Annotated in this window: 19 protein-coding genes; 13 read left to right on the top strand and 6 right to left on the bottom strand. The window is 55.8% G+C overall.

Going from position 1 to position 25,665, the window contains the following annotated elements; genetic code table 11:
- Nucleotides 1–97: 97 nt before the first annotated feature.
- Entirely contained in the window at nucleotides 98–1,156 is a 1,059-nt protein-coding gene (locus LC073_RS11200) for a hypothetical protein (protein ID WP_226647032.1), read from the bottom strand.
- Between the two features lie 404 nt (nucleotides 1,157–1,560).
- On the opposite strand from LC073_RS11200, the gene serB reads away from it, so the two are divergent.
- Nucleotides 1,561–2,670, top strand: coding sequence for a phosphoserine phosphatase SerB (serB, locus tag LC073_RS11205; protein WP_226647034.1), 1,110 nt, complete (start codon nucleotides 1,561–1,563; stop codon nucleotides 2,668–2,670).
- A 25-nt stretch (nucleotides 2,671–2,695) separates the two neighbouring features.
- Here serB and LC073_RS21670 read toward each other — a convergent pair whose 3' ends face one another.
- From LC073_RS21670 to LC073_RS11215, 3 genes are all read right to left on the bottom strand, one after another.
- A complete protein-coding gene (locus LC073_RS21670; RefSeq protein ID WP_264190523.1) occupies nucleotides 2,696–2,821 on the bottom strand; it encodes a hypothetical protein in 126 nt (41 codons plus the stop codon).
- Nucleotides 2,822–3,181: 360 nt separating this feature from the next.
- Nucleotides 3,182–5,125 carry a M1 family metallopeptidase gene (locus tag LC073_RS11210; protein WP_226647036.1) on the bottom strand — a complete coding sequence of 648 codons (1,944 nt, stop codon included), beginning with the start codon at nucleotides 5,123–5,125 and terminating at the stop codon, nucleotides 3,182–3,184.
- A gap of 17 nt (nucleotides 5,126–5,142) precedes the next feature.
- Complete coding sequence (locus LC073_RS11215; protein ID WP_226647038.1) at nucleotides 5,143–5,373, bottom strand: hypothetical protein; 231 nt, start codon at nucleotides 5,371–5,373, stop codon at nucleotides 5,143–5,145.
- Nucleotides 5,374–5,435: 62 nt separating this feature from the next.
- On the opposite strand from LC073_RS11215, the gene LC073_RS11220 reads away from it, so the two are divergent.
- A complete protein-coding gene (locus LC073_RS11220) occupies nucleotides 5,436–7,097 on the top strand; it encodes an alkaline phosphatase D family protein (RefSeq protein ID WP_226647040.1) in 1,662 nt (553 codons plus the stop codon).
- Nucleotides 7,098–7,179: 82 nt separating this feature from the next.
- Here the strand turns inward: LC073_RS11220 and LC073_RS11225 are convergent, their stop codons facing one another.
- Nucleotides 7,180–9,267, bottom strand: a complete 2,088-nt coding sequence (locus LC073_RS11225) for an EAL domain-containing protein (RefSeq protein ID WP_226647041.1) — start codon at nucleotides 9,265–9,267, stop codon at nucleotides 7,180–7,182.
- Nucleotides 9,268–10,019: 752 nt separating this feature from the next.
- Between LC073_RS11225 and LC073_RS11230 the strand changes: the two genes are divergently transcribed.
- From LC073_RS11230 to LC073_RS11275, 10 genes are all read left to right on the top strand, one after another.
- A complete protein-coding gene (locus LC073_RS11230; RefSeq protein ID WP_226647043.1) occupies nucleotides 10,020–11,333 on the top strand; it encodes a 3-dehydroquinate synthase II in 1,314 nt (437 codons plus the stop codon).
- Between the two features lie 74 nt (nucleotides 11,334–11,407).
- Nucleotides 11,408–12,523 carry an NAD-dependent epimerase/dehydratase family protein gene (locus tag LC073_RS11235; RefSeq protein WP_226647046.1) on the top strand — a complete coding sequence of 372 codons (1,116 nt, stop codon included), beginning with the start codon at nucleotides 11,408–11,410 and terminating at the stop codon, nucleotides 12,521–12,523.
- A 10-nt stretch (nucleotides 12,524–12,533) separates the two neighbouring features.
- Complete coding sequence (locus LC073_RS11240) at nucleotides 12,534–13,943, top strand: hypothetical protein (RefSeq protein WP_226647048.1); 1,410 nt, start codon at nucleotides 12,534–12,536, stop codon at nucleotides 13,941–13,943.
- Between the two features lie 7 nt (nucleotides 13,944–13,950).
- Nucleotides 13,951–15,738 (top strand): class I adenylate-forming enzyme family protein, encoded by a 1,788-nt coding sequence (locus LC073_RS11245; protein ID WP_226647050.1) that lies wholly within the window; start codon nucleotides 13,951–13,953, stop codon nucleotides 15,736–15,738.
- Between the two features lie 23 nt (nucleotides 15,739–15,761).
- Complete coding sequence (locus tag LC073_RS11250) at nucleotides 15,762–16,961, top strand: hypothetical protein (RefSeq protein ID WP_226647052.1); 1,200 nt, start codon at nucleotides 15,762–15,764, stop codon at nucleotides 16,959–16,961.
- A gap of 41 nt (nucleotides 16,962–17,002) precedes the next feature.
- On the top strand, nucleotides 17,003–17,737 hold the full coding sequence (locus LC073_RS11255; RefSeq protein ID WP_226647054.1) for an ABC transporter ATP-binding protein: 735 nt from the start codon (nucleotides 17,003–17,005) through the stop codon (nucleotides 17,735–17,737).
- On the top strand, nucleotides 17,737–19,746 hold the full coding sequence (locus LC073_RS11260) for an outer membrane lipoprotein-sorting protein (RefSeq protein ID WP_226647153.1): 2,010 nt from the start codon (nucleotides 17,737–17,739) through the stop codon (nucleotides 19,744–19,746). Before LC073_RS11255 ends, LC073_RS11260 begins: the two co-directional genes overlap by 1 nt.
- Before the next feature lie 8 nt (nucleotides 19,747–19,754).
- Nucleotides 19,755–21,077: an ABC transporter permease gene (locus LC073_RS11265; protein ID WP_226647057.1), complete on the top strand. Its 1,323-nt coding sequence runs from the start codon at nucleotides 19,755–19,757 to the stop codon at nucleotides 21,075–21,077.
- Between the two features lie 31 nt (nucleotides 21,078–21,108).
- Nucleotides 21,109–21,930: a class I fructose-bisphosphate aldolase gene (locus tag LC073_RS11270; RefSeq protein ID WP_226647058.1), complete on the top strand. Its 822-nt coding sequence runs from the start codon at nucleotides 21,109–21,111 to the stop codon at nucleotides 21,928–21,930.
- An 87-nt stretch (nucleotides 21,931–22,017) separates the two neighbouring features.
- Nucleotides 22,018–23,556, top strand: a complete 1,539-nt coding sequence (locus LC073_RS11275; protein WP_226647059.1) for an AMP-binding protein — start codon at nucleotides 22,018–22,020, stop codon at nucleotides 23,554–23,556.
- On the opposite strand, the gene LC073_RS11280 is transcribed toward LC073_RS11275, so the two are convergent.
- Nucleotides 23,553–24,278, bottom strand: a complete 726-nt coding sequence (locus LC073_RS11280) for an autoinducer binding domain-containing protein (protein ID WP_226647061.1) — start codon at nucleotides 24,276–24,278, stop codon at nucleotides 23,553–23,555. The genes LC073_RS11275 and LC073_RS11280 overlap by 4 nt on opposite strands.
- A gap of 760 nt (nucleotides 24,279–25,038) precedes the next feature.
- Between LC073_RS11280 and LC073_RS11285 the strand changes: the two genes are divergently transcribed.
- Complete coding sequence (locus LC073_RS11285) at nucleotides 25,039–25,650, top strand: hypothetical protein (RefSeq protein WP_226647063.1); 612 nt, start codon at nucleotides 25,039–25,041, stop codon at nucleotides 25,648–25,650.
- Nucleotides 25,651–25,665: the final 15 nt, after the last annotated feature.

Below are 25,665 nucleotides of genomic sequence, written 5' to 3' on the forward strand. Positions count from 1 at the left end.
AAGAGTTTACGTTGACGTAAACGTAAAGCAAACGCCAAAAAATAACTGCGAGGGGCTACTCAGTCATTAACCCGTCGCAGTGATCGGAAGTGAGGGGTCAGACGCCCAACAGCTGTTGCAACTGGTTGTCGAGCAACTTTTGATAGGAGGGTGTCAGGCCAGTGACCTCCAGGGACCAGCCGGCGCCATGATGCTCTATGCGCCCGGCCAGTGAGGTATCTTCCAACAGCTCCGGATGCAGGAATAAGCCGCGCGATTGATTAAGTAGTTGCTCGGCGGAAAAGTCTGGCGTATTGGGTTCACAAGGGGCCACGGCCAAGGCCAACTTTAAGCCCGTAGCCCGGCTGACACTCTGCATCTCCCGCAATAACAAGCCACAACAGACTGCGCGAAATGCTGCATCGGCGCCAGAAAATCCCAAGCCGATCTGTGGACCTGCGCAACTCAGCGGATGGGCGCCGTAGATTCTACGCAGTAACTGCATACGTCCATCCAACTCCCGCTGTATTCCTTCGAGTGCGCTGCGACTCAATTGGTTGGTCAACTGGGCCCAGTTCAATGGACGCAGGTACAAACCTATGGCGTCTTGTTTTTGTTCGGAAAGATTCGCAGATGATAGGGACTCTTCAGCTGGCAAGCTGCGCGGTGCGGAAAAGCCCCCCGCCATCAATGCCGCCACCGCACTAAACGGCAACGCAAAAACCAGTGTCAGCAACAGACTGGCCCAAGGGAAGGTGACATCCGCACCTGGCATCAGAGCAACGGTAACATTGCCGGCGATACTGTCATGAAGTACTACCGGCACACTAATGGTCTCGCCATTTTTTAAGTCGCCGACTTCCGCCAAACTATTAGATTCCACATCCTCAACGGCAACGCCGCTGATGGCGGGCAACTCCAACAGCTGCCGGGCCAGCAGTTGCATGCTGATACGATCGTCGGCGACGATACGCTCCAGACTCTGCCCGGCAAGAAAACTGGCCGCCGCCTGCGCCGAGGCGCGGTCTTTCTCCACAGCTTCGGCATGGCGCTGCCCATAGTAGTGACCAAGAGCCACGCTGCAGAACAGGGCTAGGATCAACCAGATTGTCGCCGCCAGCAGGCGCTGGCGTACACGCTTGGATAAATGCGCAAACTGCTCTGGCAATCTGCGCAAAAAGGAGATCATCGATACAGACATATAAGCGGCTTTAATACCTTGCCTTGGTTCTTTTTATCTTACGTCTCTACAACTCATCCTGACTTGTGGAGACGTCGCCCAAAAAACACTGGCGCAAATACGTGGATCTGCTGTCGTTTTTTGGGCTCGCGACGGCCTATGGCCGCGGCGCTATTCTAATCTTGAAACTTGCCAAAATGGGACACTGTAATTTTATGTGCCATTTGTTGTTTTCCGGCAAAAATAGTTCCACACAAGCTCATCAAGGGCAGTGATAAGTTGCTGAAACTTAGGTTTTTTTCGCTGTTGAGGATGTAGGGGATAGTCGAATGACAACTGGGATTGCACGCAGAGCTATAATGCGCCATAAATCGTTCTTTACACCCCCAAGGAACCTCGCCATGAGTGATCAACCCCACCGCCAAGAATTTCATTTGCCGCTGGCACAAATCATCCAGTCTGAGTGGGACTGCACTCTGCGACATCTGAACTACAGCGAGGATATCGCACGCCTTGGCCTCGAACACCAAAATACTGAAACGTTTGCAGATTATCCTGCACAGGCATTTTCCCCCATGGAGGAGGCGCCTTCCGAGCTTATTGCACCCTGGTGTGTCACCCTGCTCACCAGCAGCCCGACCCTATCCCAAGTTCGGCAGCTGCTGCGGTTCTTTGCCCAACAAGGCTGGACGACCGCTGCTATTGATACCCTATCCGATGACCCGGGTCGCACGGTAATCCGCTTTCAGCTGGATGGAGCCATCGATCTCACTGGCGCTCGCAACGATTTCCTACAGATGGCGGACACCCTGGAAGCCGACCTGGTACTGCAGACATCGAGTAGCCACCGGGTTCCTGCACTAGCTGGCTTCGATATGGACTCTACCCTGATCGACGCCGAGGTGATCGACGAGCTGGCCAAAATTACCGGCATTGGCGATCAGGTTGCCGCCATTACTCAAGCCACCATGAGCGGCGATTTAGATTTCTGCGAGAGCTTCAAACGACGGATGGCTTTATTGCGAGGTTTTTCTGAACAGCGCCTGGCGGAAATTGCCAAGCAACTGCCCTTAAAAGAAGGGGCTTACAAACTGCTTAGCAGCCTTCGCGCCCTGGGATGCAAAACGGCAATTCTCTCCGGCGGCTTTACTTATTTCGCTAGCTACCTGCAAAGGGAACGCCTACCGCTGGACTATGTGCACGCCAATGAGTTGGAGTTTGAGGAGGGCTTACTGACCGGGGAAGTTGTCGAACCGATTATCGATGGATTGCGCAAACGTGAAATTTTACACGCCAAGGCACAGGAGCTAGGCTTCGAGTTAGATCGGGTTATTGCCGTAGGTGATGGCGCTAACGATATCCCCATGTTGCACCTGGGTGCGCTGGGTATCGCTATTCATCCGAAGCCCAAAGTCCGCTTGGAAGCGCCGCAGGTGATCAATCAGTTTGGCCTGGATGCAGCGCTCTATCTATTTGGCCTCAACGACCGGCAGATTAATAATCTCGGTTAGCTACGATTACCATCTGTGGTAAGACTCAGATCATCGCATGGGGAAAAGGTATTGAGCGCGGCTTGTTGTTATCTGAACAGGCACCGGGCTCATATTCGCAACCTACGATAAAAAGGCCGAGAATAACCAACCATAAAATCCGCTTGTACATAGGTACCTCCCTTTGCCTAATTGGAATTTTATTCGAGCAGCAGATTACGCAAAGGGTCCCGATTTGAACAGCAATTTAATGATTTTTATGCCAGAAAATTGGCGTAAAAATCATTAATTTGTACCAGATTGATGAAGTTTGCTACACAGCGGATTACACCGGGCTTTTTTCGTCTCAGGCACCTAGCAAAAGCACAGTGACAGCTCACTTTTCAAGCAGAATTCAACTACTGAAAATTCAAACAAGAAACTGAGGTGAATATGGGGAGTGATGCCTAAAACTGCCGACTTTGCATCAGCTCGACCACTCCCCACAGAATGCTAGAACTCCGGCACAGAGCACCGGAGTTGAACAGAAGTGTTAACTTTCTTTCTTACCGTAAATTACCAAGCTGTTCACTTTTACCGTCAACGGATGGTAACCCGCCTTGGCGCGCTCAAAAATACCCGCGGCCACATCCTGCTTGCCGCTTTCAACCATATTGCGATACAGCGGTTTCAGGAACTTGTTACGGCCGATACTGGTGAGGAAGTTCTCCAGGCGGTCGAAGGCTGGCTCGTAGTCGTTGCGCACGGCAATCATCAGCCAGCTGAAAGCCACTTCATTGTTGCGGGATTTGGTCAGGCCAAAGGCGCTGTCCAATTCTTTTAATTGTGCTTCAGTCAGCTTCTCCGGCATACCGTCGAGGAAGTACTTCCACTGGTGGAAGGTCCAGCCCTTGGTGTTGATATCCTTCGCCGCCAATTTGCCATCCAGCCACTGCTGTCGCACCGGGTCCAGCTTGCTAAAGGCATCAGACTGCGGATGCGGGGCGCCTTCTGGAATGCCCGGCTCGAAGATCCACTGTTGAATACGCTCACGATCCAGCTTGTCGCCGTGCTCCACAAGCAGAGTCTCGTCGAGGTACTTCACAAAGTCCTCGGTGGTAATGCTCTGGAAGGAGAAGTGGTTGAAGTACTCCATGAGGAAGCGGTCAAACGCCTCACGGCCCACTTTCTGCTCCAGTTCGTACAGGAACAGGGAGCCCTTCTCGTAGGGGATATTGGAGAACACTTCATCGGGATCGCGGCCGCGCAGGTCGATCGCCATAATCTCATCGCGGGGCTCTTTGTCATCCAGGTCGGCTTGCAGATCGTCATAGCCCAGGGCCATTTCCATCTGGTAGCGCTCGTCACCATAGACAAACTGCATAATGCGGTTGGTCAGGTAGGTAGTGAAGCCTTCGTTCAGCCACAGGTCGCGCCAGCTGGCATTGGTCACCAGGTTACCAGACCAGGAGTGGGCCAGTTCGTGGGCGATTAGGGCCACCAGGCTCTTGTCACCGGCGATTACGGTTGGAGTGATAAAACTCAGGCGCGGGTTTTCCATACCGCCGAAGGGGAAGCTGGGTGGCAGGATCAGCAGGTCGTAACGATCCCAGTGATAGGGACCGTAGGCCTTCTCGGTCACTTCCAGCATGGATTCAGTGTCGGCAAACTCTGCCGCTGCAGAATCCAGCATGGAGGGCTCGGCGTAAACACCGGTGCGCTCACCCATAGGTTTGAACTGCAGATCGCCCACTGCCAGAGCTATCAGGTAAGAGGGTATGCGCTGGGGCATTTCAAACTCGTAGACGCCATCTTTGGCCGCCTTCGGGTCGTTGTTGGCACTCATCACCGCGCGCAATTCTTTCGGGGTGCGAATGGTGGCATTGTAGGTAATACGAACTTTCGGGGAATCCTGCAGCGGGATAAAGCTGCGCGCGTGAATCGCTTGAGCCTGGGTAAACAGGAACGGATGCTTCTTGCCAGCAGTCTGCTGGGGTTCCAACCACTGAACGCCAGAGGCGCCCGGCGCTGTGCGGTAGCGGATGGTAATGCTGTTGGCCTCTTTCGGCAGCTCAATATTCAGCGGAGTACCCAGGTTGCTGTCTTTCTCGCCCATGGAGAACTTCACCGGCGCACCATCGGCTGATACAGAAACCACTTCCAGCTCGCGGGTATCCAGCACCATCGGCAGGTTCTTATCGTTGAGGCGCTTGAAGTCGAGCTTGGCTTCACCCTCGAGAACTTTGTGGGAGAAGTCGACGGTCAGGTCCAGATCCAGGTGTTGTACCTGGTAGTCATTACTGTTGGCGAAGGAGTGGTAATCCACACCGGACTGCGGCGCCTTGTCGGCAGTGCTTTTCTTCTCGATCACCGCGGCCGCTTTTATCGGCGCGCTGGCGCTGTCGGCTTCGACTTTGGAAGGTTCAGTCTTGGAGCAACCTGAGGCTACGGCGAGGCCGCCAACGATCAGGCTGGTGCACAGTAAACGGGGCAACATGGGTTTACTCCCTGGGTTCAGCTTTTCAATTTGCGCCACAGGATACCCGAGAGTGCGCGCTTGCGGAACGACAGGGAGACAGATCGCTGCTGAACACTGACCCCATGCAACGCCCGATGATTATCCCCACCGAAGATCATGCTCTGCGCAGCAATAAAAATAGACGTATGTCTCAACTTCTGCGCTGACGGACGAATTTGCTGACTAATCTCCGCAGGAAAAGAAAAAATCTCGTCTGTGATTAACAAAGCCTTCACTTTCCGAATTCAGACTGCGGGTCCTCTAAAACAAGCACATAAAGGAGAGTCCCATGTCACTGTCCCGGAGGCGGTTCCTACAATTTTCCGGCGCCGGCTTGGCGTCCCTGCCACTGTTGAAAGCTTACGGTGCCGGCCTGCAGCCCTTCCAGCACGGCGTGGCCAGCGGCGATCCCCTGGCTGATCGCGTTATTCTCTGGACTCGGATCACCCCCTCCGATGACCCTGCCTTCCAGTCCATGGTGCCTTACACCTGGCAGATCGCTCTGGACCCGGAGATGACTATGGTGATCAACAGCGGCAGTGGCCTGACCGGCCCAGAGGTGGACTACACCATCAAGGTGGACGCTTCCGGCCTGCAAGCGGGGACTAGTTACTATTACCGCTTCTACTCCAACGGTATCGATTCACCCATCGGCCGCACCCGGACCCTGCCCATCGGCCATGTTGAGCGCCTGCGCTTCGCGGTGACCAGCTGCTCCAACTATCCCATGGGCTATTTCAATGTTTACCGCGAGATCGCTCTGCGCGCCGACCTCGATGTCGTGCTGCACCTGGGCGACTACATCTATGAATACGGCCCAGGCGGGTTCGGCACCGGCACCGGCCTGGGACGTGAGCCGATTCCCGCCAAGGAAATAGTGGAAATTCAGGACTACCGCCAGCGCTACGCCCAATATCGTTCAGATCCGGACCTGCAGGAAGTCCACCGCCAGCATCCGTTTATCTGTGTTTGGGATGATCACGAGAGCGCCAACAACTCCTGGGCTGGTGGTGCGGAAAACCACGATCCACAAGACGGCGAAGGGGACTGGGAGACACGCCGCTCAATGGCCAATCAGGCCTACTTCGAGTGGATGCCAATCCGCGACAACGGCATCCTCGATCTGTTTGGAGACAGGGCCATCTACCGCAGTTTCCGCTTCGGCAACTTGATGGATTTGATGATGCTGGATACGCGGATCGCCGCCCGTGACGAGCAGGCCAATTGGTTCGACCAGAAGACCGCCGATGATCCCGATCGCAGTATCCTCGGCGCACAACAGGAACGGTGGCTGCACAATGGACTGATCCAATCCCAGTCGGATGGTGTGCGCTGGCGGGTCCTGGGCCAGCAGGTAATGATGGCGCAACTGACCCTGGCCAAAGATCTATCGATCAACATGGACCAATGGGATGGCTACACCGCTTCCCGCGAACGCCTGTTCAACCATATCAGCAACCACAATATCGACAATTTCGTTGTGCTCACTGGAGATATCCACAGCTCCTGGGCCTGGGACCTGGCCAGCAACCCCTTCAATATCCTCGAATACGGTCGCCTCACCGGTCGCGGCGCCCTGGGTGGCGAGTTTGTCACCCCAGGCGTGACCTCCAGTTTCCTGGATAAGTCCCACCTGACCGATGTAGCCGCCATCGCCATGGATGGACTGATTCCACACCTGAAGTGGGTGGATGTGACTCAGCGCGGCTACCTGCTGATGGATATATCCCACTCCCGCACCAAAGCCCATTGGTATCACGTGGATACCGTCACCAGTAAGAGTTACAACGCCAGCCTGGCGCGAATCTACAAGCAAAAAGCCGGTGCCAACCATGTGCAGCGGGCCTGGAGTGAGAGTAGTGGCCCAGAGAGTGCACCAACTCCTGCCCCCGGCTACGCCACCCTGGCGCGCAATACTATTGCCGCCCTACGCAGCCGCTACAAGGTTTAGCCGCTGCAAGGTTTAAGAGGTATAAAAAAACCGCACAGCCCTCTGGGCTGCGCGGTTATTCTCCACCCTTCAAAAAGCCTGTTTAATCCAGGCTGAAATCGAAGTTCATCTCCTCCGCCGGAGCTTGTACATAATAGCCCTGGATATAATCGGTGCCGGTTTGCCACAGAGTGGGCAGCATGCTGGCCTGCTCGATATGGGGCACGATCACCTTGGTGTTCGCCTCGCCCAAGCGCTGTACCAAACCCGCAAGGGTATCGCTACTCTCACCCTCATCCTGCACTTCACGCACAAATGACGGATCTATCTTGGCGATATCCACCTTCACGTGCTCCAAAGCCTTGAATGGATTCAGACCGGTGCCAAAGTGGCAAACAGATACGCGGCATCCGAGTTGCTGAACCTGGGTGGTGAAGTCCCGAGCGGCGTGCAAATTGCTGGTGATATCTTCCTGACGCAACTGAAATACGACCGAACTTGGTACCAGTTTGGCAGCTTTGAAGGCCACCCCCAGCCAAGCCGGCAGGCTGTTGTCGAGTAGCGAGGCGGTGGTGAGGTGCAGCAACAGCGACACTTCTTTGCCCTCGGCCCTGGCAACGGATGCGGCTTTGATTGCAGTGAGGATCACCCAGCGATCCATTTTTGCCGATAGGCCCGCATCGCCCAGCTCCTGCAAAAAAGCCAGCGGCGCCAGCTCCTCCTTTTCATCGAGCATGCGCACCAATACTTCATACATCTGCTCACCGGTGCCCTGCAGACTCAGAATCGGCTGGTACAGGAGCTTAAGACTGCCCGCTTCCAGCGCCTGCACCACACGGGCACGGTGGTAGGTGCCAGCATCAGCACTGTTTTCAGTATCCGGCTCATAAAGGGCAAAGGCTCCGCCCTGCCCGTCTTCGCCGAGAGCCAGTTTATGTGCGGCCTGCGCCTGTTCCAGCACCTGCTGGGAACCACTGGAAGCCTCGCTCAACAGAGAAATCCCAATAGAGGCAGTCACCTGCTGAGTCTTGCCAGCGGCATCGAAAATAGTGTCAGCAATCCGCTTGAGTATGTCCTTGGCGCGCAGCTCGATACTGTCCGGTGTTGTATCCGGGCTCAGCAGGCAAAAACTGTCATCGCTGTAGCGCGCTAGGGTGTCGCCGCTGCGTTGACAACCCTGTAACAATTCGGCCATGGCCTTTTGCAGCGCGTCGGCACCTGCCACACCCACGACCTTTTGCACCTCTTCAGCAAAACGATCCACCTGAATAAACATCAAGCCGCCGGTGCGGTGCGAATCTGCCGAGGCCTTGATAGTGGAGTCCAGCAGCTGCAAGAAGTGCTGACGATTGAACAGACCGGTAAGGGGGTCGCGGTTTTTGATATCGCTGAGCTGGGCTTCCAGCTGTTCGGTATCACCGCGACGACTGGCAATGCGCACTTGCAGGCAACGCTCTTCCTCGTAGGTGGTGCTGAGCACTTCGGCTCGGGTGGGCAGGGGATCGCCATTCACTGTTCTGGCGGTAAACCGCCACTCCTTGGCTTCAACCTCATTGTTGTCGATGGCGCAGCGCTTGAGAAATTCCCGCGCTCCTTCCTGCTCATTTTCCGCCAGCATGTCGATCAGTGGCTGGTATTCGACATCCTCGCCACTTTCATAGCCGAAGCGCTCAGCAAAAGAATCGTTGGCATATACCAAAAGGCCGTCAGAGACGTAAGCGATAGCGTCCTTGGAGCTGTCGAGTAGTTCTTTCGCGCGCTTGAGCGTGGCGTGATAGCGGCGGTCATGTATCCGTGCCTGGCGACGGTTTGCGAGAGCATTCATCTCACGCTGAATCACCAGCAGTAGATGCTGGTCCTCATCCACTGTTACCACATCCCGTGCACCGAGCTTCAACCCCTCCACCACGGGCTGGGAGCCACTGCGCTCACTCAGCAGGATCACCGGGATATCTTTTTGCAGTTTACTGATAGTGCGCAGGGCCACTGCCGGTGGAATCTGGGTGCTACTTTCTGAGGTAATAACCAGGTCCCAGGTTTTGTCTTGCAGCAGGCGAGTAAAAACCGCTTCATTGGCGACATGTTGGGCGCGATTCGGTCTGCCTGCATTGTGCAACATGCTCACCAGGCGCTGTGCCTCTGAGGGCATATCATGAATCAGAAGGAGTCGGATAGTGTCGTTGCTATTCATTATTTGCTCTATTTATTCAGGGCAGCGCACCGCAACCCCATGCGGTAAGTTTAGGGGGCCCCCATGGTGGCATACAAGAGCACTTCAGGATGGTACCCGTGATCAAAGTCACACTAAGCCCTCCGCCGCAAAGTCAGTGCAGAAATTACTCTTTGCTAATGAGTATTCACTAATCAGTTCTGAGGAACCCTGCACAATAAAAGCGAAGGGAACTCGGAAATACAAATATGGTGGCCACTAATATGGCGGCCAGTCTATAGATAGATGAGTCCGCATATTTAGCCTAAATCAATTTAGCGTAATTCCGCCCTTACTGTTGCTCATTGGTACCTTGCAATAATTTCAGCATCAGAGCGTTAACTATTCGATAGCCTGGTAATTGGTCTTTCGTTATTGCAACGACGTTAAAGCATTAAAAACGAACCTCTCATCATACAAGTCCCAGGAAAGGGAATGTGCCATCACATAACTCACCGCCTGCTAAAAATAAGTCCAATTGTCAGCAGACCAATAAAAAATGAGTTAACAGAGGCGTCAGGTAAACGCACCTAACATTTCTGCTAGGTGACGCTGATATCCCCCCCACCTACTCTAGCTGCCCACACCGATGGCCACTGGCCAGATGCAGGGAAGCATTCGGAAGGGTTAGTTTCGCAGTCACCTCTCCCGTCGATAGGTCCTTTTTTATAGACCGAATCCAATTTCCCTCCAGCAGCGGTGCAAAGATTTTCAACCCTCAACAGGAAACCAACATGGAACAAGTTGAGAGCAAACATCCTGCTCCCCAAAAAAAATTAAACAAAGGCGCCGCCGCCAAAAACACCCAGAATAAACGCGAGCCAACAACGCCGCTGGAACCGGCGCAACCGGCCAACACCGCGCTTTTCCCTGTAACCACTGAAGTACGTGAGATGCGTGAACACGTCCTTTGGTACGACTCCAAAGTACTCGCCACGCTGGATGAGGAAAACCACAAGGCCATCGTCCAACGCCTCGGCCAGGGCCGCTACAACGGTATCGTTCTCTACGCCGATAATTTCGAAACCTTGAATGAAGCCGTTTCACCAAGACTGCTGCGGGTTCTTCATTTGGAGAATATGAGCGAGTGGGAAAAATTCGGAAAACGCTTCGAAGAAACCCTCACTAAAAACAAAACTGCCGTAGTGTCCAGCTACGACGCGCAAGTTCTGGCCAGCGCCTCAGAAGCGGGCTTTCGCACCAGTCTGCGTATTCATGTGGACAATGCTGCGAGCCTGCACGCCTCCTTCCACCAGGGTATGCATTACGACCACCTGATGGTTTCCTTTAAAGACCCAACCAATATTCCTTTGGAACTGGTTATCGCGGAGTTGCACAAAACCAACACGGTTTTATTAAAAGAAGTGCACCAAGACGTAGACGATGCGGTAATCGCTCTGGGTGTATTGGAACTTGGTAGTGACGGCGTACTCGCTTCTTTCACCACCATGGAGCAATTCGATCGCTTCGCCAGCAAAATGGATGCTCAAACTTCTCCGAAGATTGATATCGAAGTGGGTGTAATCGACCGCATTACTCACCTGGGCCTGGGTTATCGAGCCTGTATTGATACAACCCATATGTTCAACCCAGATGAGGGCATCCTGGTGGGCTCCACCTCGACTGGTGGCATCCTCTGCTGCCCCGAAGTATTCCACCTGCCCTACATGGAGTTGCGCCCCTTCCGCATTAACGCGGCCTCTGTACACAGCTATGTATTCCAGAGCAATGATCGCACTAGCTACATCAGCGAGCTGCGCGCGGGCAGCCAGCTCACTACCGTCAACTCCCGCGGCGAGACCCGCCAGGTCTATGTGGGGCGCACCAAGACGGAAATCCGTCCGCTGCTTCTGATTGAGGCCACATTCCCGCAGAACCGCAAGGTGAACATCATCATGCAGGACGACTGGCATGTGCGCGTGTTCTCCGATGAGGCAAAACCGCTCAACGTTACCGAACTGAAACCCGGCGATCGCGTCCTCGGCTTTGGCACAGAGCCGGGCCGTCACGTTGGCGTCAAGGTCGATGAACACATCATCGAACTCTGATTCCCTCCCGGAGGCGCACAGATTTTGCTGGGCGCCTCCCCCCAACCATCCACCGGATTCAAAGGAGTGTGAAAGTGCATCAGGTACTTATTACCGGAGCAACTGGCTTTGTCGGCAGCGCACTGGCCGCAAATCTTCTGGCCCGCGGCGTAAAGGTTATCGCCCTGTCGCGCAACGACCCAGACAGTGTACGCACAATTAATGCCGTACTCACTGCAGCACATGGCTGCCAATTGGATGTGAGTGGCGCAGCGGAGAGTCACTTGCAAGTTATCGATACCGATTTCAGCAAGTTGGAGAGCACCCTCTCCAATATCGACCTGAGCGGTGTGACTGAGGTCTGGCATGTAGCGGCGGAAATGAGCTACTCCCCGCACAAATTGGAAACGGCGATCAACACCAATGTGGGTAATACCGCGCGACTCTACGAAATCGTTCAACAACAGGCGCCCGACTGCCGCCGCTTCTACTACGTATCCACCGCTTATGTTGCGGGCATGGCCGGAGGCGAAGTCAGAGAGGAACTACACCCATTCAGCCACATGGTGAATACCTATCAAACCACCAAGTGGTGCGCCGAGCAGTCCCTGCACCTGCTCTCACTGCGCAACAAACTGCCCATCACCATTTTCCGCCCCAGCGTTGTTGTCGGTCACCGCTACACCCATTGGGTCCACCGGAACGGCTTTGGTTTCTACATGTTCCAGGATGCCATGTTGGCCGTGGCCAGCGCGGGCAAATGCGATCTCGCCGTGGATCTGTTACCCGAGCCGCGTCTCGACCTGGTCAGTGTCGACCAGCTGTGTGCGGATGCTTGCTCGCTGACTCTCCGCAACAAAGATGCTGGGGAGTTCGAGGTTTTCCACTGCTCGGGCGGCGTTCAAATTCCGGCAGAAAAGCTAGTGGGAATCTGGGCTAGCGTGGCCGGAATCAAAGCCCACCTGGGCACACCAACCACATCCATCGAACAAAAATTTGATCATGCCGTGCGCCTGAACCAGCGCTTCGTGCGCACCGAGTGGCATTTTGACCGCTCCCGACTGGATGCCGCCACCGGTCGCAAGCAACCGGTACAGCCCCTTTCGGAAGAGGAAGTCAGGGCACTGTGTGCTTGGTATGTAGATAAACCCAACAGCACCAGTACTGGCACACGTAAAGTCCGCGAAGCAGAAGTCGCAGAAGCCAGCTGAGGGCGTCACAGTGAACAGTATCACCGCAACAACAGCCGCCGATCTCACCGTTACCGACACTCAGCCCATCGATGCTATGGCTGAGTTCTTTGTACATCTCGGCGAGCTGGCCAACGTCAATACCAACCAAATCCTGATCGTCAGTGGGCAGCTGCTGCCTGAAGTTATGGAGCAAAGTGTGCAGCGCGCGGTACGACAAATACCGTTGCTGCGCACGCGTCCTAAAGGGACCCACCTGCGGGGAGTGGACACCACAAAAAATCAGTGGGTTCACTACCGCGAATACTCCGGTCCCTGCGACTTCAACGACCTGGATTTCCGCCGGCTGCTGATGGATTTCAGTTCGGCACACCGGCTGCAGTGGCGGGATCGCCCGCCGTTGCAAGTGTTGTTAGTCAACGGAGGCAATGGTCACAACTCCTGCGTGTATCTGAGCAGCCATCACGGCGTTGCCGATGCGCGTAGCGACTGTCTTTTACTGCGGGCGATTATTGATCACTACGCTTTCCTCAGCGGGGTAGCCGGTGCGATTGAACCCAGTCAATCACTGCCCTTTGCCCCTCTCCCTAAAATTCGCCCCGATTGGTTTCGCCCCCTAGAGCGCGGTCGCCGTTGGCTGCGCGCACTTGCCAGTATTAGTGTCGATCTGCTGCGCAGCGACAAGAGCCTGCCGGTGAAATTAAAAGGGCAGCGCTGGGAGACCGAAACCAGCGACAGCGCTATTGGCCAGCTCGACTTCTTCCAGAGCCTGATACCAAAGGGTTTGGAGGCGCGACTCGCCAGCACAGCCAAAAGCAACGGGGTCACAATCAACACGCTGCTTTCCACCGCACTCGCCCAGCTGGTGGAAAAAACCGGTAATTACCGCTCTGGTACTCTGCGCATCACTTGCGCAGTGAGCCTGCGGCGACTGATCGACAAACGCTACGACCACAGTTTTCGCAACTATCTGATTCCCAGCCCTATCAGACTGCGCGCGGGACAGACTACCAGGGCACTGGTCAGCAGCATGCACAACGCCATGGCGCGGGCGAGAAGCGACCAGCAGGTGAGTACCGAACTCGCACGTCTCGAAACCCTGATGTTGATACTGAGATTGCGCCCTTTGCACGGTTTGGCGCGCCGCCTGCTCAACCAGTGCCTCGGTACTAACGCCTGCTATTCCAATCCCGGCCGTATTGAGGAGGACTTCTCTTCCTTCGGCTCTGAAAAGCATAAAACCCAGAGCTATGTGGGATTTGGCTGCCTGGTGCCCCCTTACGATTTCATTCTCTACACCCCCACGGTAAACGGCCGCATGCAATTGGATTTGGTGTATCGCCGCTCCGCATTCAGAGATATCCACGAGGAATTTGCAGCGCCTTTCCTAGACACACTGCGGTCGCTTTTGGACGAACTTTCCACGCCGCCCCGGAGTTGATGCCACCATGACTTTTGCAATTGCAACCGCCGTTACCCTGTTACTGGGGTACCTGATTTTCGCCATCGTTCGCCTCGGCTATGTAGGGCGCCTGTCACTACTGGCCACTTGGGACGATCGCATCGACCGCGCACTGGAGTTTGCCGCCCACCGCCACGGCAAGCGGGAATTGATTGAGTTGACTCGGCCACTGGCATGGACTCAGCAACAGCACTGGAATGCACCTCAGATTCTCGACACCGTGAAAAAACTCTCGGCCTGCTGGCACCACCTCGGTGTAAAAGAAGGGGACCGGGTAGCGATCTACAAGGCCAACCAGTTCGACTATTTCCTGTTTTCAGTTGCGGCCTTGCGCATCGGTGCCATTGCGGTACCCATCAATGGCAATGTGGCACCAGAGGTCGCCCTCGGTTATATGGAACGCGTGGGGGTGACGCTGCTGATTAGTGATCGCAGCGGCTGGCAAAAACTGGGCGCGCCCGGCAAGAGAAAAGAACCCATGCCGCAGAGCCTGCAGCGGGTGGTCCTGTGCGATGCGCCTCTGCACGACAGCAGCCAAACGGCCCAAGTACACAGTTTGCCGGCGCTGTTGCAGGAAGCATTGCCGGCCGCTCCAGAATGCAACCGCGGTGCTGCGGATCCGCTCTATATCGTGCATACCTCCGGTACAACAGGAGTTCCCAAAGGGGTTATCCTGAAACAGGAGGGCATCGCCCAATCACTCCGCTCCATTGTGCTGTTCAACCCCATTTCCACCCGCGATCTGGCCTGTTTCGCGCTGCCGCTCAACCATCAGGTTTCACATCTCTATCTGCACGGGATGCTAATGATGGGGATACACCTGATCCTTGATGACAAACTCGAAGCCGAGGAACTGGTCCGGCAACTGCACGAGCGCAAACCCACCGTATTCTTTGGCTTTCCCATTACCTACACACGGATGATGGAAGCCGGTGCACTGGAGCAATCGCTGGACAGTGTGCGTATTTGGGGCACCACTGCGGATGCGAGCCACGAGGTCCAGCAGCGCGCTTTTATCGCCCAGGGCTCTTTCTTTACTCGTCTTGGCATCCCGGTGCGCGGTTCACTGTTTGTCGATGGCCTGGGTTCCAGCGAAGTGGGCATCGCCGCGCTGCTGCGTATCGCCACGCCCTGGACCAAGCGATTCGAACGGCGCGTGGGACGTAAAACGCCCCTCGGCCCAATGATCAAGATCGCCGATGCCGACGGCAGACCCGTAGCAAAAGGCCAGGTCGGGCGCCTGATGATCAAGGGCAAAAGTATGTTCGATGGCTACTGGAATGCCCACGATGTGTTCTACGCATCCACCCGGGACGGTTGGTGGTTCACTGGCGACATGATGCGTGAGGGCAGCGACGGTGAATTTGTCCACCTGGACCGTGAAGTGGATGTGATCCACACCGCCGGGGGCCCGGTTTACACACTGCCTCTCGAAGAGGTGATCCTCAAACACGAAGGCGTACTCGATACCTGTGTATTCGGTGTGCGCCCCACCTCCGACGGTCCCGAAGTCACCGCTGCCGTGGTTGCCCCACAGGCAAATGCCAATCTGCAGGATGCGGAAGCGCTGCGCCGGTCCCTCAATGCGCTGCTGCCAGCGGAACAGCAGCTGGTGCACCTGTGGCTGATCGACTGGCAGGAATTCCCCATAGGGGCCACGGGCAAAACCCTCAAGCGTCGGTTGCGCGAGCGCTATAACTCGCTTCTGCAACCGTCCCAGATTGCAACCGGGGAGGAAGCATCGTGTCGCAACGACGCTGTGGAACCGGCCTGATTGCTTTCGTGATCTCGACACTGGTGGCCTTACCAGTCGCCAGTCAGACCCAATGGGCCTTCGACACCAGTGCCAACACCGAGACTTGGAGCAGTGATTATGAGCTGCGCCTACAGCTGATCCGCGAACAGGAGCAGCTCAGCGATCTGTATGGCGATGAGGACACCCGGCGCAGTGCTGTAGAGATGCGTCTCGATTTGCAATTGCGCTGCAACAAAGGACTTTGCAAGGGCACGCGCCTCGTCCTCAAACCCCGCTTGGCCTTGCACGAAGACGATCGCCCCGCCTCCATGCCCGATCCCTATCCGGATTGGTTTGCCGAAGGGTATCTGCTTTACGAAACGGGCACAGGAACCCGGATCGGCGCGGGCAAGCGGCTGCAGGGATGGGGACCATCGCTGCTCTACAGCCCTACAAATCGTCTGTTTCCCGACAATGGCGCGGTGACCCCGCGCCGCGATATCCCAGGCAAACCCATGGCGTTTATCAGCACCGATATCTCCGCCCACGGGCGCGCCAGTTTCCTGGTCGCCGATCCGCGCCTGGATGACGTCAGTGGAATCGATAGCGGCGGCAGTTTTCAGATGGCGCGCACAGAGTGGAACTGGGTACAGGGCCAGGTCACCACCCTGGGCGCCGTAGCCGCGGGTGGCGGCGGCTTCCAACCTTACGCCGGTGGCTACTTCCAGCACACTCTCGGCGATGCCTGGACGGTTGGCGCCGAGATAGCGACCTCGCGAGGTTATGCCGAGTCACTAGGCGGCGCTCTGGAACTGCAGCAAAACAGCGGCCACTGGCACTGGGACGGCATCTTCAACCTGCGTTATGGCGCCAGCTCCGGCGCCGAAACCGGCCTCGAACTGATTTACAACGGCTACGCGCTGAGCGACGAGGAGCTTCTCAATCCACAGCTGGCCGCTCTCCCCTCAGCGGGTCGCGGCCCCTCTCGCAATCGACCGCTACACCCCTATGTCCAGCGCCGCTATGCCCTGCTGCAAACCACCTGGCCGAAGTTATTCGGCAACCGCCGCTGGAACCTGACCGCGAGACTGCTGCAGGGGCTCGACCACTCGAGCACCAGCGCCTTTAGCGAGGTTTCCTACAGCCCCAGCGACGGCGCCACCTTTTATCTGGGGCTTTCCAGAAGCCGAGCTGGCAAGGCGCTGGCGTTGAGCCAGCCAATAACACACAGCGGCTACCTGGCGGTGGATGTCTTTTTTTAATGGAAGAAACGAATACAGCGAACAACAAAAAGGAGAACACGATGAACCTGGTAGAATTTGAATCCGTCACCAAGCAATACCGGCTTGGGGAAGTCGAAGTCACCGCACTGAATAACGTCAATTTCACCGTGCAAAAAGGCGATTTCGTTGCGATTACCGGCCCCAGCGGCAGTGGCAAAACCACCATGCTCAATCTGATTGGCTGCTTGGACAGCGCCACTTCCGGTGAGATTCGCGTTGCCGGACAGCCGGTGAGCCAACTCAACGATCGCGAACTGGATATATTGCGCAGCCGTACCTACGGAATCATTTTTCAGAACTTCAATCTGGTTCCGGTATTGAGTGCCCTGGAAAATGTCATGCTGCCGCTGTATCTGCATCCCCTGTCCAAGGCCGAAATGCGCAACCGCGCCCAGGCGGCCCTGGCTGCGGTAAACCTCACCCGCTTTGCCGGCTTCCGCCCCGATCAACTGTCCGGTGGTCAGCGCCAACGGGTCGCCGTGGCCCGCGCCCTGGTCACCGAACCCAAGCTGATCCTTGCCGACGAACCCACCGCCAGCCTGGATACCGCCAGCGCATTGTCCCTGGTGGAACTGATGAAACAGCTCAATACCGAGCGCAAGGTCACCTTTGTATTTTCCACCCACGACCAGCGCCTGCTGCAACATGTAAAACGGGTCGTTGAGCTGCGTGATGGGCGCCTGACCGACAGCGCCGCAGGGGCTCCGGTGAAAGAGGGAGCCACCCAAAAAGCCGACGAAAGTGAGGTGGCGTGATGTGGTCCATGGCTTTTCGCAACCTCTACCGCGATCGCAGGCGCACTATAGCGACCGTTATCGCCGTGGCCGCCGGACTCTTCGCCGTACTGCTGTTCCTGGGTTATATCCGCTTTGTGGAAAGTTCGTTGGCTTCGGTGGTGATCTACCGCGATGCCAACGCCCATGTGCAGGTCTACCGCAAAGATGGCCCCGAGCAGCTCGCGGCGTCTCCAGCGCAGTACTCACTTAATAGTGAGGAGCAGGCTCTGATACACAAAATCAGCGCCGACCTGCCCCATTTCCAACGCGCCTCCAACCAACTGGCCGGCGTCGGAGTGGTACAGGCAAACAATGAAAGCGCTGTATTCCTCGCCCGCGGTATCGACCCGGAGTTTGAAAGGGCACTTCAGGAACAGAGTCCTTTCGCCGCGACACCGCCGCCGGAAGACGGCCTGCTCTTAACCACGCAGTTACAGGACCTGCTCGGCTACCCGCAAAAGGGCACCGATCTGCAGCTCTTCAGCGCGTCTTATGCCAACCGCATTAATGCGATTGAAGCCCCCCTGCTGGGTGATTTTTCCACCGGTATCGAGGCCATCGAAGACAAGGGGCTCAAGGCACCACTCACCCTGCTGCAATCCCTGTATGACACCGATGCGGTATCCCGGGTGGTGATTCAGCTCGACAACCGGGAACACAGCGCCCAGTTCCGCGAACAACTGGCCGCTGAGCTGGAGCGCCAGGCGCCGGGCCGATTCGAGGTCACGACCTGGGATCACCCCCAGATCGGTCAGCTCTACACCAGCTTTATGGGCTTCTTCAACATGGTGTTTGCCTTTACCGGTATCGTTGTATTCACCATCGCCCTCACCACTATTCAGCATACGGTGGCGATGAACGTGGCCGACCGCATCCGCGAAATCGGCATGCTTCGCTCCCTCGGCTTTGGGCGCAAGCGTATCGCCGGCCTGTTTGTGCGGGAGAGCGTACTCACCACTGTGGCTGCCGCGGTGGTCGCCACAATCCTGGCCTACCTAACCATATTCACGCTGGCGTTGACCGGGGTTGAAACACAACTGCCGCGGATTTCCGAGCCCGCGCCATTAGCGCTGCAATTACCACCGCTGTGGGCCCTGGCTGCGATTGTCTGCGTCGGTGCGGGCATCACATTGGGCGCCCTGATGACAGCGCGCAAACGAGTCGGCGGTGAGGTCCGCCCCGGTCGTCGCAGTGTGCCACTTACCCATCTGTTGGCTGCCTCGGCCAGTGTTGTCCTCGCGGTGACCCTGTTGCCGATGCAACCGCAGGCGATGGAGCCCCAGGTGGCCGAAGACGCAGCGACACCGAGTGAGGAAGTCATGCGCCAGTGGCTGCGCGAAGCAGATCTTGCCCGCGGCGGCTGGGGCAGTTATCAGTGGAAGCTGCGCATTCACACCAAGGATCCCGCCGGCGCGACGGATACCAACTACGACATCGCTGTGCGCGATGGCCGCGCCCTGGCGATGACCACCGCACCGCGACGCTACCGCGGCGAGAAGATCCTGATTGCCTCGCGCGCTATGTGGTATGCCAAGCCTGGGTTGCGCAAGCCGGTGAGTATCAGTCCGCAGCAGCGCCTGGTGGGCGAAGCCGCCAACGGCGATATCGCCTCCACCCAGTACGCCCGCGACTATACCCCCGAGTATCTGGGCACCGAGGCGCTGGACGGTACTCCCTGCTACAAGCTCAAGCTCACTGCGGCCACCAACAGCGCCACCTATGAATCGATCATCTACTACCTCGATCGGGACAGCCTGCTCGGCGTGAAGGCCGAGTTCCTCACAGCCAGTGGCATGCCACTCAAGATTGCCCAGTTTGAATACGGCAATGCCGTGCTGGTTGAGGGCGAGGAGCAACCCTTTGTGTCGCGTATGAAAATCGTCAATGCCAATTTTCCAGAGCGTTACAGCGTACTGGAATACGCACAGGTTTCCCCGGCCAATCCACCGGAGAGCCTGTTTACCGTCGACACACTGATGACCCTCTAGGAGCAGATATGACTGTCAAATTATTACTGACCATGTCCCTGCGCAACCTATGGCGCCAGGGCCGTAAATCGCTCGGCACCTTTGTGGTGATGAGCATCTCTGTACTCGCCCTGTGCCTCCTGGCGGGCTACATGCAGTCCAGTGTGGAGTTGATCCGCGATGCCTTTATGCGCTGGGGTGCACGCGGGCATTTGGTGATCGAAAGGCCGGCTTCCGATTTGGCCCGGCAGGTCGAAGGTGCCGGACAGCTGCCGCTCACCGCCGATCTGCAGCGGGAGATCGACGCCGCGCTGGACTCCGACCCGGAGGTCGTTGCCAGTGCTCGTATTCTGCGGATTTCCGGCATGGTCTCCAATGCGCAGGTGAGCAGCATTTTCGCGGGCATCGGCCAGGATGTGCGGGAAATCCGTGCAATTAAAGGGGCCGCCTACGAGTACGATGTGGTCGCGGGTACACCTCTATGGATGGAAACCCGCGCCCAGCCGTTGATTCTCGGCCAGGGGTTGGCGGCGATCCTCGGCTGTGAGATTCCCGATGTGGGCTTCGCGCCGCTGCAACCAGGGGATACGCCCCAATCGCGGCCGATCAACTGCCCACCCGGTCCTCTTGAGCTGACCGCCACCACCCGCGGCAAGGCGCGTGTCAACGCGGTGCGCGCGGTACCCACCGGAATCATGGATTGGGGTATCAAGGAAATTAATGATCGCCTGGTGGTATTGCCCATGGCCGATGCTCAGGCCCTGCTCAACACCTCTGACGTCAGCGAGTACCACGTACTTCTCGATGAGAACGCCGATGTCGGCGCAGCACAGGCCCGTCTCGCGGAGCACTTCAAACAGGCCGGCCTCGGTGATATCGAAGTCTTCCTGTGGTCCGATCGCGCCGCTTTTTACCACCAGTTCAAGGCGGTGCTGGGTGGATTCCTTAACTTTATCGCGTTGATCGCCTGCGCCATCGGTTTTACCAGCCTGTTGAATGCGAGTTATATGAATTTTTCCCAGCGCGCGCGGGAATTTGCCACGCTGCGCAGCCTGGGCTTTACCCGACGCTTCGTACTCGCCCTCACCGCGCTGGAAAACAGCTGGTTGGCTCTGGGCGCCGCACTGCTCGGCATCGGCACCACCGCCGCTATCGTTTGGGCTGTGCGGGAAGCACAAATTATGTGGACACCGCCCGGTTCCAGTAACGCGATTCCTGTCGACCTCGCCTGGGTGATACCCATTTACCTGGTGACTGCCTTTGCCGTGGTATTGATTGCGGCCATCGCCAGCACCATCCCCACTCGCAAAATACTGAGACGGCCAATTCGAGCTGTGCTCTCCGACGCGTAACCACTGCTTTCGTAGCAAAGGAGAAATTTCAATGACTGAAATGGCACGCATCCGGCGCTGGAAGCGCTTTATTGATCCCCAATCTAACAAAGCCCTGGTCGTCCCACTGGATCACGGCCTCACCATGGGCCCAATCCGGGGGATTAACCGCCCAGAGGAAATTCTCAGCTGGGTCAATACCGAAGCGGTCACCGGTGTGGTTTTACACAAAGGGCTCGCCGAGCGCATCGGCAGCCACCTCAACTGTGGCCTGATGATTCATCTCAACGGCTCGGTGAATACCGATGAGCAGCCGGATTTAAAGCAGCTGGTCACCACTGTGGAAGCGGCTGTGCGCCTGGGGGCCGATGCCGTTTCGATTCAAACGAATTTCTCCTCTGCCACGGCTTCCCACAACCTGCGGTTGATCGGTCATGTCGTCGATGAAGCGCACGCCTGGGGAATGCCGGTTTTGAACATGGTCTACGACAAGAGTGCCAACGGCTCGCAAGGCCTCGAATCGATACGCCACTTTATGCGTGCGGCGGTGGAGCTGGGTGTGGATGCACTCAAGGTGGCCGCACCGCAGGACTTTCGGCAGATCCCGGAAATGCTCGACGGTATCCAGAGCCATACCCCGGTGCTGTTTGCCGGCGGCGCGCTCGCCGACGAACGCGCTCTGATCGAACTGGCGGCCGCCACCGTCGAGCACAATGCCGGAGGAATTTGCGTTGGGCGCAATGTGTTCCAACGCTCCAATCCCACCGCAACCCTCAGACAACTACAAAGCGTGTTCCGCGATGATGTGCTGTCGGAAACCGGCTTTGCCCGCTCACTGGCCCTGTGCCAACAGGAAGCGGAATTGGTTCTTTAGGCAAAAACAGACGGTTGAATAGCTCAGCCGTTCAACGGTGCCGGCGTTAGGGCCGGCACCAGCAGGTAATTAAAGAGGAGCCCTGCAGTGACCCATATTGATTCCAATCCCGGATGCGTAGATTTGCTGGTGGATCGCCACGTTCGCGCCGGGCGCGGTGACCACACCGCACTCGTCGAAATAGGCCCTTCCGGTCGGCGCACTGTCAGCTATCGAGAATTGCAGCAGCTCACTTTTGCCGCGGCAATCGATCTGAATTTGCACTTGGCCGGCAGCCGCTCACAACAGCGTATCGCCCTGGTGGGCTCGGCTACGCTGGAAAATACCATTTATTGGCTGGCCGCCATGCGCGCCGGTCACCTGCCATTTATGGTGCACCCCACTCTTCCCCAAGCGCACTATCGTGGCTTGTGGGAGGATTTTGACCCGAAGGTAATCCTGGCAGACAGCACGGTGGCAACCAAGAACTTGCGCGCACCAGTGGAAACTATGTCGCCTGTTGAAGAGCTGGCCACTATTTCTGTCACGGCGACACAAACCCATGAAATCAGCCGGCTCGCCGCCGAATTGGATTTGCGCCCGGCTCTGGTTCTGGCCACCTCAGGGTCCACCGGACGTCCAAAACTCTGCTTGCACAGCCATCGTTCATTCTGGGAGTTCGAGCGCACCGTAACCCACCCCATGTGGGACATCCGCGCTGAAGACAGAGTCCTCGCCAGTACCGGCCCATTCTTCTCCTTCGGGCTGCAAGGTCTGCATGTGCCTCTCAGCCAGGGAGCCACCGCAATCATGCTACCGCAGTGGGAACAGCACACGGACTTCCTGGAAGTGATCGAAGCGGAAAAAGTCAGCGTATTTCTCGCCGTACCCACGCTCTATCACCTGTTAATGTCCCGCGCTAAACGGGAATATCAACTGGAGGCATTGCGACTGTCACTGTCGGCCGGCGAACGCTTGCCACCAATCGTACGCGAGCGCTGGCAGGCGTGGAGCGGTGCGAAGATTCTGGACTCCATTGGCACTACGGAAACCTTCGCACCTTATTTGTCAGAGGTTCACGACAAAGCCACCGCCCTGCAACGGGTGGAAGGATTTCACTATACCGAAATACCCCATGGCGATGGCGGGACCCTCAGTCTCTCCCTGTCCCGTGGATGTTTGATGCTCGGTTACTTGGCGCCAGCCACCGGCGAATTGCAAAAGGCCCCCGAAACCTTCGCAACCAGTGACCTATTCCAGCGCGATGTGGACGGTTTTCATTTTGTCTCCCGCGATAGTGAGCGGATCAAAGTGGCGGGGCACTGGGTCAGTCCCCAGGAACTGGAGGAATTCCTGATCGCGGACAAGCGTGTGGTTAAGGCTGCGGCCCTGCCGATTGAAACACCCGAAGGGCTCACCCGGCTTCGCGCCTATGTAGTCGCCAACAATAGCGGTTACCCCGCAACCGCATTGGTGAACGATCTAATGAAGCGTATTCGCGAACATCTGCACCCACGCGCACTGTGCCCTGACCGAATAGAACTGGTCGAGGAGATCGCCAGTACACCGAGCGGCAAGCTGAAACGCCAGGAACTGCGCAGTTATATGGGGCAACAAGCTGCGCGGGCGGGCGTGGTTCTGGCTTAAGGTTTAATCAGACCAATAGAGAGCGCGCGGGCCACGGCCTGGCGGCGGTTGGTAACACCGAGCTTGCGTATAACATTGCGAAAATGAAAATTCACAGTCGCTTCCGAGCAGCCGAGAATCCGGGAAATTTCCCAGGACGTCTTACCAACCGCCGCCCAGTGCAAACACTCATCTTCGCGCCGGGTAAGGCCGGCTTCCACTGTCGCGCCCTCTCTATCAATGCGGCTGATCGCCTCGTAAGCGTAGGAAGCCAGCAGTTGAATCATGGGCATGCTTTCCTGCAACCAACTGTCGAGTCTCGGGGTATAGGTTGCTCCACTAGCGACAGAAATCATCATCAGGCGATTGTGAGAAGCGCCGCGCAAGGACGTTGCCACTCCGGTGGCAATACCGTGGGACTCCGATTCCTCATACAGGCGACCCACGTCTCCCGAAAAGTGCTCTCGATGCCAGACGATTGGCACCAGCGACTGGCGGCAATGGCGCACCACCGGGTCACGAGTCACCCACTTTTGACGGCTGTAGCTCTCGACACAATCTTGGGGATAATTGGTTTCCACAGAGTACTGGTCAATCGCGCCCGCAGGATCTTCAAGACCTATAAGATAGTAATCAAATCCAATAGCACTAATAGAACGTTGCACGCGATCTTTTACTTGCTGAACAGTCTGCGCGTTCAAAAGATCTGGCAGGGCCTGAATAATTTGCTTTCTCGGGTACAAAATTTATCCCCCAAATTTTTTACAAATATCACTTCACAACATCCACCAACAAAAACCGGACATTAACCTCTACATATGACAATCAGAAAAATCCTTTCACTGATTTTTTACTCAACAACCCCCGACGTAAGTAATGTTAAAAATTCATTAAATACAAGCCCACCCAGAACCAAAAAAATTAGGAGGGATGATTGTACAAACTAGGCAGAACTTCTCGCGGAACATGTACATTCACAATGCAGTCCCGGATTTTACGACTGACCACCCAAAAATATATGACCAGGGTGACACCCTAACCTCTTTTAAACAGCCTGTCTCGAAAATTGGCACAAATATCCAAAATAAATATCGATCACTTAGAAACACACAAATTATTCAAATTAATTCGCAGTCAACATAAGGCGGCAATAATGAAAAAACACAAAAAAACATTTCGATTAAGTAAAAATTACTACCCAAAGATTTATCAATAGAATCACCACAATCTTAATAAAATAAATTTTCTGTAAGAAGGGAATGATGAATTTAAGACTGAGACCTACAGATTTACCGGCAAGAAATGAACGACTGGAAAGGGCGCAAGACATGAACTTGAGAATATCCTCACTACGACAACGGTCATTCCCTAACCCCCTAGAAAGTGACCATATAAAACAACCACTTAATTATTAGGAAATGACTGTCTTGCACTGTATTCACACAGGAATATCGGCCCAGCCTGATATCGCTGAATACATCAATGCGGTAAGGAATGGATACCATGCTACACAAGCTGCACAGAATATCAGCACTATTAATCAGTTTATATGTGCTTTTTCACCTAACAAATCATGTTATCGCTCTGGGAGGGGTTTCGGCACATATCAATTTCATGGAAAACTTACGGCCAATTTATCGAGCAAAAGTAATTGAACCCATACTGCTGTTCTGTGCACTTTTCCAAGTAACCTCGGGTATTATTTTTATTGCTCGAAGATGGGGGAAACGCAGGGGCTTCTTTGACCATGCTCAGGCAATATCCGGTGGCTACCTGGCATTTTTCCTGATGTTTCATGTTTCCGCAGTAATGTATGGCCGATTGGTGCAGGGATTGGATACCAACTTTTTCTTTGCCGCTGCGGGGCTGCAACCTGGTGCCTATCCGTGGTTTTTTCTCCCATACTATACGCTCGCAGTGGTGGCCTATTTCACGCATTTGGCCTGTGGTCTTCGCTGGATTCTGAGAGAACACCTATCTACACAAACTCTTAACCGCGCCGCAGGCGGTGTTATGACAGTAGGATTACTACTTGGGTTAACCATTGTCAGCACATTTAGTGGGGCTATCTACCCAATAGCATTGCCAAATGAATACTGTCTGAATAAATGTTGATTACACTCTGGTGGA

The sequence above is a fragment of the Microbulbifer variabilis genome (assembly GCF_020524905.1).
In the GTDB taxonomy this organism is placed as follows: domain Bacteria; phylum Pseudomonadota; class Gammaproteobacteria; order Pseudomonadales; family Cellvibrionaceae; genus Microbulbifer; species Microbulbifer variabilis_A.

Excerpts from the sequence above, each read along its gene's own strand:
- serB (WP_226647034.1), top strand. The coding sequence starts at position 1,561 with ATGAGTGATCAACCCCACCGCCAAGAATTTCATTTGCCGCTGGCACAA.
- LC073_RS21670 (WP_264190523.1), bottom strand. The coding sequence starts at position 2,821 with ATGTACAAGCGGATTTTATGGTTGGTTATTCTCGGCCTTTTTATCGTA.
- LC073_RS11210 (WP_226647036.1), bottom strand. The coding sequence starts at position 5,125 with ATGTTGCCCCGTTTACTGTGCACCAGCCTGATCGTTGGCGGCCTCGCC.
- LC073_RS11220 (WP_226647040.1), top strand. The coding sequence starts at position 5,436 with ATGTCACTGTCCCGGAGGCGGTTCCTACAATTTTCCGGCGCCGGCTTG.
- LC073_RS11225 (WP_226647041.1), bottom strand. The coding sequence starts at position 9,267 with ATGAATAGCAACGACACTATCCGACTCCTTCTGATTCATGATATGCCC.
- LC073_RS11230 (WP_226647043.1), top strand. The coding sequence starts at position 10,020 with ATGGAACAAGTTGAGAGCAAACATCCTGCTCCCCAAAAAAAATTAAAC.
- LC073_RS11245 (WP_226647050.1), top strand. The coding sequence starts at position 13,951 with ATGACTTTTGCAATTGCAACCGCCGTTACCCTGTTACTGGGGTACCTG.
- LC073_RS11255 (WP_226647054.1), top strand. The coding sequence starts at position 17,003 with ATGAACCTGGTAGAATTTGAATCCGTCACCAAGCAATACCGGCTTGGG.
- LC073_RS11260 (WP_226647153.1), top strand. The coding sequence starts at position 17,737 with ATGTGGTCCATGGCTTTTCGCAACCTCTACCGCGATCGCAGGCGCACT.
- LC073_RS11265 (WP_226647057.1), top strand. The coding sequence starts at position 19,755 with ATGACTGTCAAATTATTACTGACCATGTCCCTGCGCAACCTATGGCGC.
- LC073_RS11270 (WP_226647058.1), top strand. The coding sequence starts at position 21,109 with ATGACTGAAATGGCACGCATCCGGCGCTGGAAGCGCTTTATTGATCCC.
- LC073_RS11285 (WP_226647063.1), top strand. The coding sequence starts at position 25,039 with ATGCTACACAAGCTGCACAGAATATCAGCACTATTAATCAGTTTATAT.